This is a genomic window from Chryseobacterium sp. 22458, assembly GCF_052044975.1.
Classification (GTDB): Bacteria; Bacteroidota; Bacteroidia; order Flavobacteriales; family Weeksellaceae; genus Chryseobacterium.
Genome location: NZ_JBQEOA010000001.1, coordinates 1,221,600 through 1,239,760 on the forward strand (window position 1 = coordinate 1,221,600; position 18,161 = coordinate 1,239,760).

Here is an 18,161-nt window from a genome sequence, read left to right on the forward strand (position 1 = left end):
TTTTATTCTTCTGCGATCGGTTTCTGCATCTCAGCCATCCGGTGGGCTGCCATACTATCACTTGACAGGTTGGCCATTGCTACGGAAAGCTTGTTTTTTAAACCTGATACTATTTTATCATCATCGTTCATCAGTGCATTATAACCATCAATAGCCACTTCTTCCGGAGAAGCCAGGGTATCTCTGTCTTGCAGGATCTTGCTACGGTTCATATCTGCCTTATTGAAGAAGTCGGTATCTGTAGGTCCCGGCAAAAGAGCCGTTACTGTAATCCCTGAATCTTTTAATTCTTCCCTGATGGCTTCGGACCATGACAATACAAATGCTTTGGTACCATGATATACCGAATGCCAGGGACCCGGAACTTTACTGGCTACGGAAGCCAGATTTAAAATTTTACCGGATCCCTTAGGTAATCGGTCCTTTAAAAACAGCTTGGTCAGTATGATAACTGCAATGATATTTAACTGTACTATATCTACCTCTCTGTGGATATCCGTTTCCTGGAACTTTCCAAAGACGCCCTGCCCGGCATCATTCACCAATATCTCAGGGCTTATTCCATTCATTTTCAGTTCAGAATAAAGGGAATAGACTTCTTCCTGCAGAAACAGGTTTTTTGAAATGCTGATCACATTCACTCCGTACGCTTTGAATTCTTCTGCTTTTCTAGTCAACTCCTCATGATCTCTGGCAACAATAACAAGGTCATAGCCGTTTTTGGCAAACTGCCTGGCGAGTTCATAGCCTATTCCGCTGGTAGCCCCTGTGATCAGGGCATATTGATTTTTGCGTTCCATGGTTTTTTATTTTAAGATTAAAAGCCTGTTCAGTTCACTTTTAAAACACCCCAAAATGAATTCCGTATAATATAGCTGGGCATTCAGGGCTTGGGTTTTGGGGTGCAGTTCCAGTTTTTTGGTCAGGATAATTTCACCTTTATAAGAGAATGAGAAATACGCAAATATTTTATAACCGGAATTCCGGATCGGTGTGCAGTAACCTGTTGTGGCAATAGACCAATCGGACTCATAAAGTTTGGCCACGTTCAAAGCCATTGTTTCTGCTATATTTTCTGAAACACAGTCGCATTCTTCAGCTTCCTGCCTGTTGACTTTCAGGATTCTTACTTTTTCAGGTAAAGTATAGCACGTAAGCCCGCCTTTGTAAAACATAGAAGCGTTTGGCATCTGTGAGAAAGCCAGCTGTAAACATCCTGAAGTAACGCTTTCTGCCATTGAAATGGTTTCATCTGTGGTCATCAGAGACTGGCTTATATATTCGAGTAGATTCTTTTGAAATTCCATTGTATTATATTTTGAGGGATTGTTTTGTATTATTTTGTTAAAAACGGATTATTTCCAGGGATCGAGAACAACTTTTACACATCCGTCTTCTTTTTTATCAAAAATTTCATATCCTTTATCCACGGCATCAAGGGACAGACGATGGGTAATAACGTCATCAAGTGTCACCTGCCCGCTTTCCACATATCCCATAAGGCGGTCTATGATAGGATGTACGTTGCATTGTCCGGCTTTAATGGTGATTCCTTTATCAAAAATCTGCCCGAGTCTGAAGTTGTCATAATTCACAGGATAAACTCCCAGCACAGAAACTGTACCTCCCCGCCGTACGGCACTCATACAGGCTTCAAGGACCTTAATGGAACCTTTTTCAAAATTTAAAACTGCTTTAGCCCGATCGATAAAGTTTCTTTCAGGTTCAAATCCTACAGCTTCAATGCATACGTCTGTTCCCCGGCCATCTGTCATATCCCGGATCTGTGCCACAGTACTTTCTGCATCTTCCCACAGAATAGTTTCACATCCTGTAAGTTTTTTAATCCGGTCGAGCCTATACTGAAGGGTATCAACAACTATAACTTTTTTTGCGTTGTGAAGTACGGCACTTTTGACCGCCATTGTTCCTACAGGTCCTGCTCCAAATACGGCAACCGTCTCTCCTCCTTTTAATCCGGCCCACATAACTCCGGTATATCCGGTCGGGAAAATATCGGTAAGGAATAACACCTGTTCATCGGTAAGGTTTTCAGGGACCTTTCTTGGACCAAAATGAGCATAGGGAACTCTTACATATTGAGCCTGTCCCCCGTTATATCCTCCGTAAAGGTCTGTATAGCCAAACAAGGCACCGCCTTTTTCGGTAAAAATGCCTCCTTCCGGCCCATAATGGTCGGGATTGCTGTGCTCACAGGCTGTAGGCAGATCATGCTGGCAAAAGAAGCAGTTTCCACAGGCTATAGGAAATGGTACGACGACCCTGTCACCAGGTTTTAATCCGGTGATATTCTTTCCTGTTTCCTCAACAATCCCCATAAACTCATGTCCCATTACCATAGGACGGGTCTGGGGGATTCCTCCGGAGTACATATGCAGATCGCTGCCACATATGGCAGTAGACGTTACTTTGAGGATAATATCATGATCATCCAGAATTTTGGGATCTTCAACGGTATCACAGGTAATTTTTCCCGGTGAATGAAAAACGGCAGCTTTCATAATCTAAATATTTAAGGTGATTGGTGTGGTGTGAAGGATGTTTTTATTTTATGATCAGGCGTTTCTTTCCATTTCAAGATCCCAGACTCTGTGTTGGGCAATGGCATTAATGAATTTATCCATTGGAGTTTCGTCTTCCCAGGTAATAATCCCCGGGTCTTCATGCTTTTTCAGGGCAACGTTACTGTTATGATAAAGGGCTTCTGTATCATTTCCGAAATAAATGGCCTTGCAATGCTTATAAGCTTCATTGATAAAGTGTAACACAAGATGTTTATTTTCAGGAATCAGGAGTTCTTTTACCGAATCTTCTCCAGAACAGATAAAGAGGGCGTCAAAACATACACTGGCAGTACTTGTCAAAGAATGTTTAGGGGTAAGTTCAGATCCGTCATTAGTCCTGATGTTGGCAAGACTTGGTGTAATCAGTTCTATTTTCGCTCCTTCTTTTTCCAGTTGGGTTTTAAGGTCATTAATGGCTCTGCTATCAGCACCATTGGCAAGAATAAATCCTATTTTCCTGCTTTTAATGGTATCTTTTACTGTATTGGCCATGCTTAATGCTTCGGAGACCTTTGTATGAGGCTCTTTTTCTTCACTCTGAAGCTCTACAATATTGCTGTCAGCAGGCAGACTCTGATTGGGCCATTCCAGTTTTTTTACTTCTACTCCCAGCTTTTCGGCGACTCTCCAGGCCAGCGTCATATCAATATAAGCAAGCTGCCCTACCAGTCTTTCTCTTACTTCAGGAAGTGTTACTTTTGACAGTTCAAAGATCAGTGCCTTCTGCAGGTGCATTTTCTCTGGTGTCGACTGGCTGTTGTAAAATAGTTTCGCTTGTGAATAATGATCTACAAAGCTTTTGCTTCTTTCTCTTACTTTAGCTCCTGAAACTCTTTCCTCCTGGGAAGTAAAGCCTCCTTCAGACATCATGGCCTGAAAAGGACAACCACCACCGGTAGAATTGGGATCATAGCTGCTTTTTCCTTTCACGATCTGCTGTCTCATGTGCCCGTCTCTTTGATTGTTATGGACAGTATTGATTGATCTGTTGATCGGAATTTCATGAAAATTAGGAGATCCCAGCCGTGACAGCTGAGTGTCTGTATATGAAAATAATCTTCCCTGCAGCAGCGGATCGTTGGTAAAATCGATCCCAGGAATAATATGACCGGGGTGAAAAGCAACCTGCTCGGTTTCTGCAAAGAAATTATCAGGATTTTTGTTCAGGGTTAATGTTCCGAAGATTTCTACGGGAACTTCTTCTTCCGGAACTAATTTGGTAGGATCCAGAAGGTCAAAATCAAACCGGTGTTCATCTTCTTCAGGAATCAGCTGTACTCCGAAGTCCCATTCAGGATAGTCTCCGTTTTCAATGGCTTCCCACAAGTCTCTTTTATGAAAGTCCGGATCAACTCCTGAGATTGTCTGAGCTTCATTCCACGCTACAGAATGTACGCCAAGTCTGGGTTTAAAGTGAAATTTCACAAAATGTACCTTTCCTTCTTCATTGATAAACTTGAAAGAATGTACTCCAAAGCCTTCCATCATTCTGAGGCTTCTCGGGATCGCCCTGTCACTCATAAGCCACATGATCATGTGCATGCTTTCAGGCATTAAAGAAATAAAATCCCAGAAGGTATCATGGGCGGAAGCTGCCTGTGGGATTTCGTTATCCGGTTCCGGTTTTACGGCGTGAATCAGATCAGGAAATTTAATAGCATCCTGGATAAAAAATACAGGCATATTATTGGCTACAAGGTCATAATTGCCTTCTTCAGTGTAGAATTTAATAGCAAATCCCCGTACATCTCTTGCCAGGTCAGTACTTCCCTTGCTTCCTGCAACGGTTGAAAATCTCACAAAAACTGGGGTTTCTTTTCCCAATTCTGTTAAAAATTTAGCTTTGGTGTATGTTGCGAGACTTTTGGTAAGCTTAAAAACGCCGTGTGCTCCTGAACCACGGGCATGTACTACTCTTTCAGGGATTCGTTCATGATCAAAATGGGTGATTTTTTCTCTCAGAATGAAGTCTTCCAATAATGAAGGGCCTCTTTCACCAGCTTTCAGAGAGTCCTGATTATTATTGATCTTCAGTCCCTGGTTGGTCGTCAGTTTTTCATTTTCATTAGACGTGCTGTGTAAACTTAACTGTTCTGCTTTTGGATTGTTGGGTTCGTTGGTTTTCATATTCATAATCTTTTAGGTTGGTGTATTTTAAAAACAGTTAAATAAGGGGGTACAAGCCTTAATCAGTCCTTTTCTCAAGGATATCGAGAAGCCTGTTGATATATTCTTCTTCCTTCAATACTTTATAGTAGGCAGTCTTGGCATATAAAGTAAAAGAAGGTGATTCTATTCTTATTTCAGCATCCGTATCGGCAATATCCGCTGTATTCTTTGTATGATACTCACGGATGTGCAGAAGGTATTCTTCTATATAATTGTCTATTACTTTTTTAAGGATCTCACATTTCGCATTGTTTTTTATCTTTTCCAAGGATTTGATCAGAAAAGCAGTAACTCCATAGGAATTGATGATATGCGGAAATAAAGATTCATTCTCTATAGCATTATTTCTATCATTCAGTCCGGAATGCAGGAAAGTGTCGTTTTCAAAAATCATATTTCAAATGGTTATTAATTGTTGGATGCTTTTAAATATTGTTCAAAATAATGGAGGTCTTCTTTATCCTTAATGGAGAGATAGAACATGATCTGTTCCGGTTCTTTTAATCCGATACTGTTGAAACAGTCAAAATGTGCAATCAGTGCCTGAATATTTTCAATATCTATATTTTTTAAAATAACGAATAACAGAAAAACATTATCTTTTATTTCCTTGGCATAGATTGCCGCTCCGTCTTCAAACCATTTCCCGTTATTGGAAATTTTGATGAAGTCTTTATGTTTCAGTGTTTTTATAATCTTCTGACAGTCCATATATTTTGATTTCATAGTTAAAATAAGCCACATAGCATAAGCTACATGGCTTATCATGTTGCTTTAGTCTTCCTGTTCCGCATCAAAATTGATGGATGTTTCTGCAATCTCCGTAAGTTCTGCATCAGTATCTTCTTCTTCCTGAAGGGTTCTTTCAAGAAGGTCTGCGGCTTTATCGTGTCCCATGGTAATGGCCAGCTGGGCAAGTCCTCCATAAGTAGCGATTTCATAATGCTCCACTTTCTGTGCGGCAATAATTAATGCGACATCCCTTGTTGATGAACCATCTTCAGTAGATTTGATGACTTCTTCTCCTTCTTCGATAATTCCTTTGATGGCTTTGCATTCTTTTTTTTCAGGTTCCTCATCAATCAGTTTGAAAACTTTTTCAAGACGTTTTACATGCTTTTGGGTCTGAAGGTGATGGTCCTCAAAAGCGTCTTTAAGATCTTCTGAAGTAGCTGCATCCTGCATTTTCACCAATGCTTCAAGGATGGCGTTTTCAGCATAGTAAATGTCTTTAAGGGCGCTTACAAAAAATTTATGAAGCGGAGAATTTTTCATTTCATCCTCGTTGACGGTTTTCTTGTCTGCGGTTCCTTTTTTAGCAGAAACTGCGGTATTTGTTTCTAGAATTTTATTTGGCATGGTGTGAAAGGTGTTTTAAATTGAAAAGATTACCTCTTTATGGTTGATAAAGAGGCAATCTGGAAAAAGAATTATGAATTACGTCTGCCTCCGAATCCGGATCTACCGGAAGATCGTCCGCCTCCGTGAGATGCCTGTCCTCCCATTCTGGCTATTCTTGTACGGTCTGCTTTGCTCATCGCAGCAAAACCTCTTCTTGAAGAGCCGGAATTTGAGTTTGAATTTGAACTACGTCCTGAACTATTATTATTTCCTGATCTGGAGCCTCCTCTTCCCGAGTTTGAACCTGACCTTGAGCCGGAACCTGAGCCTGAAGATCGTCCGCCACCATGAGAAGCCTGTCCTCCCATTCTGGCTATTCTTGTACGCTCAGCTTTACTCATAGAAGCAAAACCTCTCCTTGAGGTACCATCTCCTGATGATGACCTGCCTCTGCCGCCGGATCTGGAACCAGAACCAGAACTCGAACGCCCACGGGAGCCACCGGAATTTCCTCTGGAACCACCTCTTCCGGAAGTAAATCTTCCCTGGCTGTCTCTTTGCTGGTTTCCGTTTCCTCCTCTGGATCCTCTTCCGCCGCTACGGCCTCTTTGATCATCTTCGTCATCGTCATCTTCGTCGTCATAATCATCATCGTAATCATCGTCATCATAATCGTCGTCGTCGTAATCTTCATCATAATCATCTTCGTCGTCATATTCATCGAAGTAATCTTCATATTCTGAAAAATCATCGTCGTAATCTTCATCTTGCGATGCATCGTTATAACCATGGTCATAACCTAATTGATAAACTTCTTCAAGGTTTTCAGGAGAATGTCCTCTTGAGCTACGATTTCTTGAATTTCTAGTGTTCATAACTGAATTTTTTATATTAATATTTAAATGATCATTACTGTCCGTGACTAGTATTAGACGGCAATGGTTAGGTGTCGGTAATTTTAAATTGAAATAATAAAAGCAAAATGCTTTTTATGTTCCTCTACTAAGAATAAGAAGTGTACTGTAATTTATATCTCAAAGATACGTTTGAATAACTCACTTTTTTATGACCTGAGTCATGTTAGTCAATATTAATATAAAATTTTTCTCTTTTTTAATGCTAAATTGATCTTATTTTCCATTTTTTGCAGCTATGCCTTTCAACCGCTGAATAGAATTTTGAAAGGTCGGAATATTATAAATATTTTTTCTTTGCTGATCTGAAAAATACGGCAATGAATGACGCTCTTCTTTAAAAGATAATTTCTTTGGGTTGATAAAACTTATCTTCTGTACTCATTGTACAGAAGATTTTCATCAATATTCATGCAGCTTATCATTTTCATAATTTTATTTTGTATTTAATAAAGAAACTTGAATTTAACCATGTGATACTCTTTAATACAGAATTTTACGATTTTCAATTTTAAGGATTTTATCTTTCTCCATATGCTTGATCGTCCTTATGGCCGTTTCCACACACAGACCTGTAAGGCTTGCCATCTGCTGCCTCGTCAAAGGAACCATGAAAGAGTATGGCCTTACATCATCCTGAAAGCTTTTAAGATAATCCATCAGCCCTTTCAGCCGGATCGTAGGGTTCTGTGAAGAAATATTCAGCATCATAATGAATTTGTAATAAAGGCGTTGAGAAAGAAAGCTGCTGATTTCCATACACATTTTAGGAGAATGGCTGAGTAAATTAAAAAAAATGGATTTATGAAGGCGCAGAACACTGCATTCAGTAAGCGCTTCTGCATTCATGGGGTAAGGTTTATCTATAAAAAGTATAGCTTCCCCACAACTTTGTCCTTCTGTAAGTATGTTTTGAATAAATTCTTTACCCTCCTCATTATAATTATTGAGTTTCACTTCTCCTTTTATAATCTGATAATAATAATTCGGGGTATCTCCTTCGCAGAAAATATTTTCTGCAGGCTTATAGTCTCTTACTTCCGCTCCCGCTGAATGTAAAATGTTTTCGTCAATAACCATAATAGCTGTTTTTTGGTGTTGTTTTCTTCTTCTTTTCTTCTTAGTAAAAATATCATTGGGAACTGATATAGAATGCATGCAAAAATCGAACCTTAATGATTATTTTAATTGTTAAATAAAGTTAAAAACATTATTTAATTTTAACCTTTTTCACTTTATATATTAATATTTTACATTAAAATATTTTAATTTTTACATTATTGATACCACATTTTTCTTTTAATATCTACAAAGTATATGCAGATAAAAAACCGTTCTATTGATAAGAACGGTTTTTTTATATCTATGGCTGGGATTTGTTTATTTAGGATCGTTTCTTCTTCATAGTATTAGCGGTATCCTGGCTTTTTTTTGAAGAAGTACTATCTGTACGCATGGTATCGGACGGAAGAGGAGCCGGTGCCGGGGTAATGGCGGTAGCTGTGTCTGTCCTCATAGTATCTGTGATGATACTGTCTGTAGTGACGGTCTTTTCTGTTGTTTCTTTTTTACAACTCAGGACTACGAGTCCTATAATTGCAGCTGAGATGACGAATTTCATAATCGTATATTTTGTGGTGTGATTCATCAAAAGTAGTTGATATCAACCTATTTGCTTATGACTTGAATCATAATGTTTTATTTTTAATTATTTCGCAAATTTTCTGGTGCCTGCCACACACAATATAACTCCAACCGTCACACCCAGCATTCCTATGCTTACCTGCTCGTTCAGAAGATAGGCAGCCAATGCCAATCCAAAGAACGGCTGCAGCAGCTGTAACTGTCCAACGGAAGTAATGCCGCCCTGAGCCAATCCTTTATACCAGAATATAAACCCAATAAACATACTGAATAGAGAAATATATCCTAACCCGAACCATCCTTTAAAACTTACGGTTTCCAGGTTTTCAGGAAAATAGATCAGTAATAACGGTAGCATTACGGGTAAAGAGATCACCAGTGCCCATGAAATCACCTGCCATCCGCCCAATGTTTTCGACAGCTTAGCCCCTTCTGCATAGCCCATTCCACATAATATAACCGCCAGAAGCATGAGAAGATCCCCTACCGGAGATGCAGAAATTCCCTGTGAGAATGCATAACCGATCACCAGAAGGCTGCCGATCACCGAAAAGAACCAAAATATAGGATGAGGCCTCTCTCCTCCTCTGAAGACTCCGAAAATGGCAGTAGCTAAAGGAAGCATTCCAAGAAATACTATAGAATGAGCCGAAGTAAGGTACTGCAAAGCGAGAGAAGACAACAAGGGAAATCCTATGATGCAGCCTATCGACACCAATGCCAATGAAAACAGCTGGCTTTTAGCCGGACGTTTCTCTTTGTAAATCAGCAAAACGGATAATGCGAGCAAACCGGCAATCACAGCACGGGCAATCGTTACAAATATAGGATCCATTTCCATCACTGCCAGCTTGGTAGCCGGCATCGAACCGCTAAAAAGCAGAACTCCTATGAATCCGTTGATCCAGCCATTGACAGCCTGGTCTTTTGAAATTGTATCTGTTATCATTTTTTTAACTTTAATTGTATGGTTCAAAATTAGAGAGGAAAAATAAATAAACACAGTATCAGTTTTGTATATTTGCATGAGCACAGTTTAATTTTATGAGTAAAGAATTTTTATATACCGAAATTGCGGACGGAATTGCAGATCAGATCAGAAACGGCGTTTTGAAGGCCGGTGACAAACTTCCCTCTGTAAGAATGCTATGCCAGGAACATCAGGTAAGTATGAATACCGCCAAACGGGTCTTCCTCGAACTGGAATCTCTGTCTTTGGTAGAATCAAAGCCTCAGTCAGGATATTTTGTGAGCCAGCTAATGTCTGTAAAGCTGCCTTTGCCGGAAGTAAGCCGTCCATCTCTCATTGCCAATAATGACGAACCGGATGAGCTGATCAGTAAAGTATATGAAAATATGGGAAAGAAAGACCTTACTTTTTTTTCAATCGGGATTCCCTCGGGAGATCTGCTGCCTCAGGCTAAACTTAAAAAAGAAATTGTGAATGCCATCCGGGAACTGAAAGAAGGCGGAACTGAGTACGAAGAGCTCCAGGGAAATCTTAAGCTCAGAAGAATGATCGCCGTACGTTCTCTTCAATGGGGAGGCAATCTTAAAGAGCAGGATCTGGTTACGACCAATGGAGGAATGAATGCCCTTTCTTTCTGCCTTATGGCACTGGGAAAGCCAGGTGATACCATTGCTATAGAAAGCCCGTGCTACCCCGGAATTCTGCAGCTGGCAAACGGATTAGGATTAAAAGTACTGGAGCTTCCCACTCACCCTACCACAGGAATAGAAATTGATGCTTTGAAGAAACTGATTCCTAAAATAGACCTGTGCCTTTTAATCCCCAATTTCAATTCTCCTCTTGGAAGCTGTATGCCTGATGCCAATAAAAAGGAAATCGTTACCATATTATCAGAAAACAATATTCCGTTGATTGAAGATGATGTATATGGCGATCTTTATTTCGGATCATCCCGGCCAAAATGCTGCAAATCTTTTGACAAAGACGGAAATGTACTGTACTGTAGCTCTATATCCAAAACACTGGCTCCCGGATACCGTGTGGGCTGGATTGCTCCGGGAAAATACAAAGATAAGATTATGAAACTTAAGCTTCTTCATTCTACCTCCTCTATTTCTATTGTAAATGAAGCTGTGGCCAATTTTCTGAAATCCGGGAAATATGAAAAACACCTTCAGCAACTTCGGAAAACGCTTCAGAGCAATTATCAGAACTATGTACAAACCATTGCGGAATCTTTTCCCCCTGGCACCAAAACCAGCCGCCCGCAGGGTGGACTTTCACTTTGGGTGGAATTCGATAAAAAAATCAAGACCACCGAACTTTATGACCTGGCCATTAAACAGAATATAAGTATAGCTCCCGGAAGAATGTTTACCTTCCAGAAGCAGTTTGAAAACTGTATGCGATTGTGTATTGGGCTGCCATGGTCAGAAGAAACACAGGCAAAGCTGAAACAGGTAGGACAGCTTGCCAGAAAGATTTATCAGACATCGTGAGTGTCTTAGGAAATGAAAGATGGGAGCTTGAAGATGGAAGTTATTATAGACAGAAGAGAACTCTCGGTTTGTGAATACAACTTTCAAATCTCAACATAAAAAAAATAAAAAGACCTGAAGATGGAAAATTATGAAAGTCCGAAAATTACCATTTTGTAAAATAGCAACTTCCCTCTTCCATCTTCCGGCCTTTTATTATAAATTCAGGATTAATCTACTTATTATCCGGAACAAAATTTTTCCTTGCCAGCTCTTTTCTTACGCGGCTTAAACTCTCGGGAGTAATTCCCAGATAAGAAGCAATCATCCATTGCGGAACTCTTAACAGCAGATCAGGGTACATCTTAATGAATTTCATATACCGTTCCTCTGCGGTTTCTCCCAATAAGGAATTGATCCTGTTCTGAAGACTTCTGATATGTTTCTGAAGCAGGAAATCACTTCTTTCTATACTGTTCGGAAACTGTTCTACCAGCTTGTTGAAAAAATCAGGATGCAGAAACAGAACTTCTGAATCCTCAACGGCTTCTATATAGTAAATTGATTTCTCATTGAAATAAAGACTGCTTCGGTCAGAGATCAGCCAGCTCTCAGGGGCAAACTGTATGATATGCTCTTTTCCGTTCTTATCTATGGAATACATTTTTAAAAGCCCCTTTTCTACAAAGAATATATGCCTGCAGATCTCGCCATACTGTAAAAGAAACTGGTTTTTAGGAATCTTTTTTACTTCATAGTGCAGGCTGCATGTATTGACATTCTGAAGCGGAACGTTTAAAACTTTGGCTAAATAATTATTGATATTCTTCATGATACGATCTGGCTTAAAGAAATGTCCTGATGCGAAGCGCTGTTGACAGGCTTTCCGTTTTCTATAACGATCAATTGCGGGCTTTCATGTCTGATCCCGAAATCTTCAGCAATTTTATTGGAAATAGGTCTGTGGGCCAAAAGGTCCAGATAGTACAATGCTACAGGCTGTTCCGAATGTTCCACTTCCTTTTCAAAATTTTTCAATACCGTTCTGCTGATAAAGCAACTTGTAGAATGTTTAAATACGGCTATTTTATGATGGTGCGAATCTTCAATAGCTTTGGCTAAATCTTCTTCAGATTCTATTTTTTTCCAGAACGATTTCTGATCAGGGGATTCACTTTTTCCACCGAATATTTTATCAAAAAAACTCATACACTAAACTGTTTTAAATGATGATCAAGATGTTTATATTCTAAAAATTCCCAGTCTTTTTCAGTCATATTTCCGAATAATCTGTGGCGGTTTGGCAGGCAGCCATTATTACAGGCAGCTCTGAACTCCTCCAGCGTATTCAGCAGATTGGTTTTTGATACATCAAAATCACACTCAAAATTAACGATTAGTTTTTGAAAAGTAGGCATATTTCTCGGAATTCCGTTATTGAAAACATACATTTCCATTTTTGTAACGATTCCTATGGTTTCCAAAAAGAAATTAATCTTAGGAAGTTCAATTTTTTGTAGGGCAACCTGCAGCACCAGATCACAATGCTTAAACATTTGACACACATTCATTTTCCCCCATTTTGCGGGAGAATTTTCTGTGAGTCTGGAAATTCTGTCTGTGATTTCCCTGTAATATATAGGATTATTAAGGCTTTTCTTTACCAACCTTTTTCTTTCTTCAGATTTTCAATATGTGCGAAATGGTGATCACAATGCCAGGCATATAAAGCAAGACTTTCTCTAAGGTTATAGTTCCTGTTGTGCTCAGGATGGTGAAATGTCCTTTCAAATTGTTTGTTTGTAAGGCTTTTAAGAAGAGTAACCCATCTTTGGTGAGTACCTTTCAGCATTCTCATGGCCGGTTTTACAGGCATATGAAAGCTGTCCTGGAGTTCTGCCCATTGGGCTTCATCATAGGGCTTAATGGTAGGATTATCCTCCGTAAGAGCAAGCTTAAAACGGATAAAACTGTTGATATGGCTGTCCGAAAGATGATTGACAAGCTGTCTTACCGTCCATCCTCCCTCTCTGTAAGGAGTATCCAGTTGATCATCTGTAAAATGTTCAATGAGATTTTTTAGTCTTCCGGGAAAATCTTTGATCACTTTGATATAAGCATCTAATGTAGTATCACAAATATTTTCCGGGGCTTCAAAGGGCCCTATTGGAAACTTCTTTTTCTCTAAATCACTCATCGTTCAGATTTTTATTTTTTTTTATTATTGCCGATTTGTCCGATCTTTAACTTTTCCCGGACATACATTAAAAATACAGTTGATGTAAATTTATCAAAATTTCAAGAATTTAAAATGAAGAAAGTATTAATTGTACTTTTAAGAATACATTTACAAAACAATAAAGGCTTCAATTCTATGGAAATGAAACCTTTACCTATATTATTTATACATTAATAACCATGCAGATCAATGTCTTCTGTTCTCTGTAAAGTCACTTTTCTGCCCATTTTCTTCTGAATCACTCTGAAATGCTGCAATTCATCATCTGTAAGAATGGTAATGGCAGTACCTTTTTCATTAGCACGGCCCGTTCTTCCGATTCTGTGAATATAATCAAGTGGTGAACGTGGTAATTCATAATTGATGACACAAGGCAAAGACTCAATATGAATCCCACGCCCGATCAAATCTGTGGCAACCAGTATCTGGGCTCCTTTTCCTTTAAATTCCTCTAAATTATTTCTTCGGGCTCCCTGTGACTTCTGACTGTGAATCGCCACTGCTTTGATTTTGTTTTTCTTAAGCTTCTCAACCAGATTATCTGCAGATCTTGTGGATGAAACAAAAATCAGGGCTTTTTCAATATTCTGTTCTTTAATCAGATACCGTAAAAAAGGACCTTTTTTCTCAGGAGAAACATGGTAGGCCAACTGCTCGATATTGTCAATTTCAACTTCTTCTTTTTTGATCTCAACAATGACAGGATCAATAGACAGGCGTTCTTTCATTTCGGAAACCTTATCATTTAAAGTCGCTGAAAATAATGTAGTCTGTTTCACCACAGGCATCATGGCAAAAAGTTTATTCATTTCTTCCCCGAAACCTAACTGAAACATTTTATCCGCCTCATCAATAACCAGATGCTGAATGCCTGAAATACTCAATGCATTATGATCAATCAGATCCAATAAACGGCCGGGAGTGGCTATAAGCACCTCTACACCAAACATCCCTTTCATTTGCGGATTGATAGAAACCCCGCCATAAACAGCCATAGTACGGACTTCCCTCTTCAGGTTTTCTGTAAAAGCCCTGAAAACTTCATCGATCTGAATGGCCAGTTCACGGGTAGGAACCAATATCAGTACCTGAACATTTCTGCCTTTTTTAACTTCAGTATTTTGAAGTTTTTCTAAAATCGGCATCACAAAACAGGCTGTTTTTCCGGAACCCGTCTTTGCTATTCCCATCAGATCCTTTCCCTGCAAAATAACCGGGACCGCCTGCTCCTGAATAGGAAATGGCTTTAAATATCCCAACTTTTTAACAGAACGAATAATATTGGGTGATAATCCTAAAGACTCAAATGACATAAAAATATTTATTTACGGCAAAGATACGCTATTGAGATTTGGTGTAAAAGGCTTGAAGACGGAAGAAAGAAGCAGGAAGTTACTTTTAGTGATTCAACGACTAACTGTCTGTTAACTTTTTCTTGCCGTTTTGTCCGATAATTTTGGTTTGGACAAATTTTTGCGGTTTAGTTTCGTAAATTGATCAAAAATTCGAGAATCAAAATATGAAAAAAGCGTTAATAGTAGTCGATGTACAGAATGATTTTTGTGAAGGCGGAGCCCTTGCAGTACCGGGAGCGAATGAAATTATTCCATACATCAATGTACTGATGGAAGAAAATGCCTATGATCAGGTAGTTCTTACCCAAGACTGGCATCCTGCCGGACACAAAAGTTTCGCAAGCAACAACGGGAGAAACGTTGGAGAAAGTATTATTCTTAACGGTGTTCCCCAATTTATGTGGCCGGATCACTGTATTCAGGGTACTTTTGGGGCAGAATTCCACAAGGATCTGAATCAGGATAAAGTAACCCACATTATACAAAAAGGAAAAAATATTGAAATCGACAGCTACAGTGGTTTCCAGGATAATAATCATTTTATGAAGACAGGTCTGGATGATTTCCTGAAGTATCACGATATTCAATTGGTTGAGATCGTAGGACTGGCAATGGATTATTGTGTGAAATTTACGGCTCTGGATGCTGTTGCCAACGGATATGTCACCTGCCTGCATTTCAACGGAACCCGTGCGGTAAATGTGAAACCGGATAATGGCCGGGATGCCATCTATGAGATGATTGAAAAAGGGGTAACCGTACTTGGATAAAGTAGTTTAGGATAAATAAAATACATCAAAAATAAAAGCGCAGAAAATGATCCTGCGCTTTATGTTTTTAAACTTAAAATATTGTCAAAGAGATCTGAATTTAATATTCATCACTCATTTTATTTTAAAGCATTTTAAGGTTATTCACTTCCAGTTCCGTAAGGATTCTCCAATGTCCCCTCTTGATGTTCTTCTTCGTTAATCCGGCAAACATTACCCTGTCTAAAGACTCCACTTCATAACCTAATCTTTGGAATATTCTTCTGATCACACGGTTCCATCCGATATGGATTTCAATACCGATCTCATTCTTTGGTTTTCCTTCGATATAAGAAATCTGATCAACAACTGCTACCCCTTCATCAAGTCTGATTCCTTCCGCAATAAGACGTAAATCTTCACCGGTAAGCTTTTTATCCAATGTTACATGATAAATCTTTTTAGCATCAAAAGAAGGATGCGTCAGTTTTTTTGTCATGTGTCCGTCATTGGTTAATAAGATCACACCTGTAGTAGAGCGGTCTAATCTTCCTACCGGGAAAAGTCTGTAAGGAGAAGCATTCGCTACAAGATCCATTACCGTTTTTCTGGCTTTATCGTCTTTTGTTGTAGAAATATAACCTTTTGGCTTATTCAGAAGTACGTAAACAGGTTTTTCAGGAGTAATGCTTTGTCCGTCAAACACTACTCTATCTGTTTTCTGTACCTGATATCCCATCTCTGTTACTACCTTTCCGTTTACTTCTACAAGTCCCTGAGTGATCAGCTCATCAGCTTCTCTTCTGCTGCAGATACCGGAATTGGCAATATACTTATTTAGACGGATGCTGTCTTTATGAACGTCTTTTTCAATTTTGCTCAGTCTTCTCTTCTGTACAAAAGATTTTGCCCTGTCGTCTCTTTCCTCACCATTAGAAGGCCTTCTTCCATATTTCAGGCTGCCTCTTTCATACTTATCTCTTGTATCGAAGCTCCTTCCGCCTCTTTTAGGTTTTCCGAAAGATTTTTTCTCATAGCTCTCACTTTTATTCGTGATGTATGGTTTTTTCTCAGATCTTGAACCAAAATCTTCATTGGAGCTGTCGAAGCTGTCTGTATTTCTTTTGAAAGGTTTCTTTTCAAATTTGGAGTTGGATCCCGTATGTTCGGGTCCTTTTCTTCCACCGTCTTTAGAGAAAGGTTTCTTAAAAGGTTTTGATCCTGAAGAATTTCCAGATCTGGAAGCACGAGAATCATCAGAACTTTTCTTGGTTGAAATTCTTGGTCTCTTTGGTCTGTCTGAATTATTATTATCTCTGCTCATTCTAAAAATTTCTGCAAAGATAGTAATTTAGTTACGAGTTAAAAATTAAGAATCATAACTTTGCAGTATAGTTTACTTTTTTAACACGACATATTATTGAAGATGATAACAGTATTAAACGATAATTTCTCACAGCTCAACGAGTTTCTGCACGATAAAAAGTTCAGCAAAATTTTTATTTTGGTGGATGAAAATACTCATGAATACTGCCTTCCTGTTCTTTTAGGGAATATGGAGACAGACCTTGGATTCGAAATTCTGGAAATTGAAGCCGGCGAAGAAATGAAAAATATTCAGACAGCCAATCAGCTTTGGGAAATTCTTACGGAAATGCAGGCAGACAGAAAAGCATTGGTCATCAATCTTGGCGGCGGCGTGATTACGGATATGGGAGGTTTTGTAGCGTCTACCTATAAAAGAGGAATAAAGTTTATCAATATTCCTACTACCCTTTTATCGATGTGTGATGCTTCCATAGGAGGCAAAACAGGAATTGACCTGATGCATTACAAAAATATGGTAGGAACTTTTGCATTCCCGGAACAGATCTTTATCTATCCTAAATTTTTAGAGACCTTACCTTTTAAAGAATTAAGAAGCGGTTTTGCTGAAATGCTGAAACACGGGTTAATTGCTGATAAAACACATTGGGATCAGTTGATTCAGATCCATAAGCTTGAAGTGGAAACGGTAGTTCCTCATATCCAGACTTCAATGAACATCAAACAGGATGTGGTGGAGAAAGATTTCCATGAAAGTAATATCAGGAAAACGCTGAACTTTGGTCATACTATAGGCCATGCGGTGGAAAGCTTATGCCTGCAGCAGGAAAACCCGATCCTGCATGGAGAGGCCGTTGCGATGGGAATGATTGCAGAGGCTCACCTTGCTTATCTTGAGAATCTTATTTCTGAGGAAGATGCAAAAATGATCATTGAAAATATTCAGAGATACTATCCTTATTTAGATATCAGTGATTTCAAAGATGAAGATATTACTGCCTTATTATTGAATGATAAAAAGAATGCCGACAGCAAGATCAATTTTTCTCTTCTTACTGAAGTTGGATCATGCAATTACGATCATCAGTGCAGCCAGAAAAATATCCTTGAGGCGATTCGTTTTTACAGAAAACTGAATGATGCATAGGATTTTTGTAGTCAACAATTTTTGTACAAAATCCCTTTTTTGACAAAATTGTCAATTTAGATTATTTCTAAACAAATGTTTAATTAAAGTTATAATCAGCTAAAAATCAGTATAATAAACAAGAAACCGTTTGAATAACAAGCGGTTTTTTTATTGATTTTAATCATAAAGAATATTTTTGGCAAGCAATTTGAAAGATACTCTGCGTTCAACTGAAAAAGTGAACAGGTAGTAAAATTTAAAA

20 protein-coding genes are annotated in these 18,161 nt (G+C 38.8%); 3 read left to right on the forward strand and 17 right to left on the reverse strand.

All coding sequences use genetic code 11. The features are described 5' to 3' along the window. Positions 1–2 precede the first annotated feature (2 nt). The 11 genes from ACTJJF_RS05395 to ACTJJF_RS05445 all read right to left on the reverse strand — a co-directional run bounded on the left by ACTJJF_RS05395 (position 3) and on the right by ACTJJF_RS05445 (position 9,602). The gene (locus ACTJJF_RS05395) at positions 3–800 is read right to left on the reverse strand and encodes an SDR family NAD(P)-dependent oxidoreductase (protein ID WP_440698955.1); all 798 of its coding nucleotides are present in this window, start codon (positions 798–800) and stop codon (positions 3–5) included. Between the two features lie 6 nt (positions 801–806). After that, a complete protein-coding gene (locus ACTJJF_RS05400; protein WP_312303546.1) occupies positions 807–1,307 on the reverse strand; it encodes a CinA family protein in 501 nt (166 codons plus the stop codon). Between the two features lie 48 nt (positions 1,308–1,355). Beyond that, positions 1,356–2,522 carry a zinc-dependent alcohol dehydrogenase gene (locus tag ACTJJF_RS05405; protein ID WP_440698956.1) on the reverse strand — a complete coding sequence of 389 codons (1,167 nt, stop codon included), beginning with the start codon at positions 2,520–2,522 and terminating at the stop codon, positions 1,356–1,358. 54 nt (positions 2,523–2,576) lie between these two features. Then, on the reverse strand, positions 2,577–4,718 hold the full coding sequence (locus tag ACTJJF_RS05410) for a catalase (RefSeq protein ID WP_440698957.1): 2,142 nt from the start codon (positions 4,716–4,718) through the stop codon (positions 2,577–2,579). Between the two features lie 52 nt (positions 4,719–4,770). Further along, positions 4,771–5,148, reverse strand: coding sequence for a hypothetical protein (locus tag ACTJJF_RS05415; RefSeq protein WP_440698958.1), 378 nt, complete (start codon positions 5,146–5,148; stop codon positions 4,771–4,773). Between the two features lie 14 nt (positions 5,149–5,162). Next, positions 5,163–5,465 carry a hypothetical protein gene (locus tag ACTJJF_RS05420; protein WP_312303555.1) on the reverse strand — a complete coding sequence of 101 codons (303 nt, stop codon included), beginning with the start codon at positions 5,463–5,465 and terminating at the stop codon, positions 5,163–5,165. Positions 5,466–5,528: 63 nt separating this feature from the next. Next, positions 5,529–6,113: a YciE/YciF ferroxidase family protein gene (locus tag ACTJJF_RS05425; RefSeq protein ID WP_312303557.1), complete on the reverse strand. Its 585-nt coding sequence runs from the start codon at positions 6,111–6,113 to the stop codon at positions 5,529–5,531. A 71-nt stretch (positions 6,114–6,184) separates the two neighbouring features. After that, the gene (locus ACTJJF_RS05430) at positions 6,185–6,970 is read right to left on the reverse strand and encodes a KGG domain-containing protein (RefSeq protein WP_440698959.1); all 786 of its coding nucleotides are present in this window, start codon (positions 6,968–6,970) and stop codon (positions 6,185–6,187) included. Positions 6,971–7,492: 522 nt separating this feature from the next. Further along, positions 7,493–8,089 carry a Crp/Fnr family transcriptional regulator gene (locus ACTJJF_RS05435; RefSeq protein ID WP_312303561.1) on the reverse strand — a complete coding sequence of 199 codons (597 nt, stop codon included), beginning with the start codon at positions 8,087–8,089 and terminating at the stop codon, positions 7,493–7,495. 304 nt (positions 8,090–8,393) lie between these two features. Beyond that, the gene (locus ACTJJF_RS05440) at positions 8,394–8,630 is read right to left on the reverse strand and encodes a hypothetical protein (RefSeq protein WP_440698960.1); all 237 of its coding nucleotides are present in this window, start codon (positions 8,628–8,630) and stop codon (positions 8,394–8,396) included. 87 nt (positions 8,631–8,717) lie between these two features. Beyond that, on the reverse strand, positions 8,718–9,602 hold the full coding sequence (locus ACTJJF_RS05445) for a DMT family transporter (RefSeq protein WP_440698961.1): 885 nt from the start codon (positions 9,600–9,602) through the stop codon (positions 8,718–8,720). 95 nt (positions 9,603–9,697) lie between these two features. Between ACTJJF_RS05445 and ACTJJF_RS05450 the strand changes: the two genes are divergently transcribed. Beyond that, positions 9,698–11,122, forward strand: a complete 1,425-nt coding sequence (locus tag ACTJJF_RS05450; protein ID WP_440698962.1) for a PLP-dependent aminotransferase family protein — start codon at positions 9,698–9,700, stop codon at positions 11,120–11,122. Positions 11,123–11,336: 214 nt separating this feature from the next. Here the strand turns inward: ACTJJF_RS05450 and ACTJJF_RS05455 are convergent, their stop codons facing one another. The 5 genes from ACTJJF_RS05455 to ACTJJF_RS05475 all read right to left on the reverse strand — a co-directional run bounded on the left by ACTJJF_RS05455 (position 11,337) and on the right by ACTJJF_RS05475 (position 14,653). Further along, on the reverse strand, positions 11,337–11,933 hold the full coding sequence (locus tag ACTJJF_RS05455; protein ID WP_047099259.1) for a Crp/Fnr family transcriptional regulator: 597 nt from the start codon (positions 11,931–11,933) through the stop codon (positions 11,337–11,339). Then, positions 11,930–12,310: a bacillithiol system redox-active protein YtxJ gene (gene ytxJ / locus ACTJJF_RS05460; RefSeq protein ID WP_440698963.1), complete on the reverse strand. Its 381-nt coding sequence runs from the start codon at positions 12,308–12,310 to the stop codon at positions 11,930–11,932. The genes ACTJJF_RS05455 and ytxJ overlap by 4 nt, the downstream gene beginning before the upstream one ends. Beyond that, the gene (locus tag ACTJJF_RS05465; protein ID WP_312303573.1) at positions 12,307–12,768 is read right to left on the reverse strand and encodes a DUF1569 domain-containing protein; all 462 of its coding nucleotides are present in this window, start codon (positions 12,766–12,768) and stop codon (positions 12,307–12,309) included. Before ACTJJF_RS05465 ends, ytxJ begins: the two co-directional genes overlap by 4 nt. Beyond that, positions 12,762–13,298: a YfiT family bacillithiol transferase gene (locus ACTJJF_RS05470; RefSeq protein WP_312303575.1), complete on the reverse strand. Its 537-nt coding sequence runs from the start codon at positions 13,296–13,298 to the stop codon at positions 12,762–12,764. The genes ACTJJF_RS05465 and ACTJJF_RS05470 overlap by 7 nt, the downstream gene beginning before the upstream one ends. A gap of 212 nt (positions 13,299–13,510) precedes the next feature. Then, positions 13,511–14,653: a DEAD/DEAH box helicase gene (locus ACTJJF_RS05475; RefSeq protein WP_440698964.1), complete on the reverse strand. Its 1,143-nt coding sequence runs from the start codon at positions 14,651–14,653 to the stop codon at positions 13,511–13,513. A 206-nt stretch (positions 14,654–14,859) separates the two neighbouring features. Here ACTJJF_RS05475 and pncA point away from each other — a divergent pair, with 206 nt between their 5' ends. Further along, the gene (gene pncA, locus ACTJJF_RS05480) at positions 14,860–15,465 is read left to right on the forward strand and encodes a bifunctional nicotinamidase/pyrazinamidase (RefSeq protein ID WP_065399626.1); all 606 of its coding nucleotides are present in this window, start codon (positions 14,860–14,862) and stop codon (positions 15,463–15,465) included. 124 nt (positions 15,466–15,589) lie between these two features. On the opposite strand, the gene ACTJJF_RS05485 is transcribed toward pncA, so the two are convergent. Next, positions 15,590–16,768: a pseudouridine synthase gene (locus tag ACTJJF_RS05485; protein ID WP_440698965.1), complete on the reverse strand. Its 1,179-nt coding sequence runs from the start codon at positions 16,766–16,768 to the stop codon at positions 15,590–15,592. Positions 16,769–16,870: 102 nt separating this feature from the next. Here ACTJJF_RS05485 and aroB point away from each other — a divergent pair, with 102 nt between their 5' ends. Beyond that, positions 16,871–17,917, forward strand: a complete 1,047-nt coding sequence (gene aroB / locus ACTJJF_RS05490) for a 3-dehydroquinate synthase (RefSeq protein ID WP_312303585.1) — start codon at positions 16,871–16,873, stop codon at positions 17,915–17,917. Positions 17,918–18,161: the final 244 nt, after the last annotated feature.

Bases quoted from the DNA above. Each gene is read 5' to 3' on its own strand.
- ACTJJF_RS05395 (WP_440698955.1), bottom strand. From the start codon at position 800: ATGGAACGCAAAAATCAATATGCCCTGATCACAGGGGCTACCAGCGGA.
- ACTJJF_RS05400 (WP_312303546.1), bottom strand. From the start codon at position 1,307: ATGGAATTTCAAAAGAATCTACTCGAATATATAAGCCAGTCTCTGATG.
- ACTJJF_RS05405 (WP_440698956.1), bottom strand. From the start codon at position 2,522: ATGAAAGCTGCCGTTTTTCATTCACCGGGAAAAATTACCTGTGATACC.
- ACTJJF_RS05410 (WP_440698957.1), bottom strand. From the start codon at position 4,718: ATGAATATGAAAACCAACGAACCCAACAATCCAAAAGCAGAACAGTTA.
- ACTJJF_RS05415 (WP_440698958.1), bottom strand. From the start codon at position 5,148: ATGATTTTTGAAAACGACACTTTCCTGCATTCCGGACTGAATGATAGA.
- ACTJJF_RS05420 (WP_312303555.1), bottom strand. From the start codon at position 5,465: ATGGACTGTCAGAAGATTATAAAAACACTGAAACATAAAGACTTCATC.
- ACTJJF_RS05425 (WP_312303557.1), bottom strand. From the start codon at position 6,113: ATGCCAAATAAAATTCTAGAAACAAATACCGCAGTTTCTGCTAAAAAA.
- ACTJJF_RS05430 (WP_440698959.1), bottom strand. From the start codon at position 6,970: ATGAACACTAGAAATTCAAGAAATCGTAGCTCAAGAGGACATTCTCCT.
- ACTJJF_RS05435 (WP_312303561.1), bottom strand. From the start codon at position 8,089: ATGGTTATTGACGAAAACATTTTACATTCAGCGGGAGCGGAAGTAAGA.
- ACTJJF_RS05440 (WP_440698960.1), bottom strand. From the start codon at position 8,630: ATGAAATTCGTCATCTCAGCTGCAATTATAGGACTCGTAGTCCTGAGT.
- ACTJJF_RS05445 (WP_440698961.1), bottom strand. From the start codon at position 9,602: ATGATAACAGATACAATTTCAAAAGACCAGGCTGTCAATGGCTGGATC.
- ACTJJF_RS05450 (WP_440698962.1), top strand. From the start codon at position 9,698: ATGAGTAAAGAATTTTTATATACCGAAATTGCGGACGGAATTGCAGAT.
- ACTJJF_RS05455 (WP_047099259.1), bottom strand. From the start codon at position 11,933: ATGAAGAATATCAATAATTATTTAGCCAAAGTTTTAAACGTTCCGCTT.
- ytxJ (WP_440698963.1), bottom strand. From the start codon at position 12,310: ATGAGTTTTTTTGATAAAATATTCGGTGGAAAAAGTGAATCCCCTGAT.
- ACTJJF_RS05470 (WP_312303575.1), bottom strand. From the start codon at position 13,298: ATGAGTGATTTAGAGAAAAAGAAGTTTCCAATAGGGCCCTTTGAAGCC.
- ACTJJF_RS05475 (WP_440698964.1), bottom strand. From the start codon at position 14,653: ATGTCATTTGAGTCTTTAGGATTATCACCCAATATTATTCGTTCTGTT.
- pncA (WP_065399626.1), top strand. From the start codon at position 14,860: ATGAAAAAAGCGTTAATAGTAGTCGATGTACAGAATGATTTTTGTGAA.
- ACTJJF_RS05485 (WP_440698965.1), bottom strand. From the start codon at position 16,768: ATGAGCAGAGATAATAATAATTCAGACAGACCAAAGAGACCAAGAATT.
- aroB (WP_312303585.1), top strand. From the start codon at position 16,871: ATGATAACAGTATTAAACGATAATTTCTCACAGCTCAACGAGTTTCTG.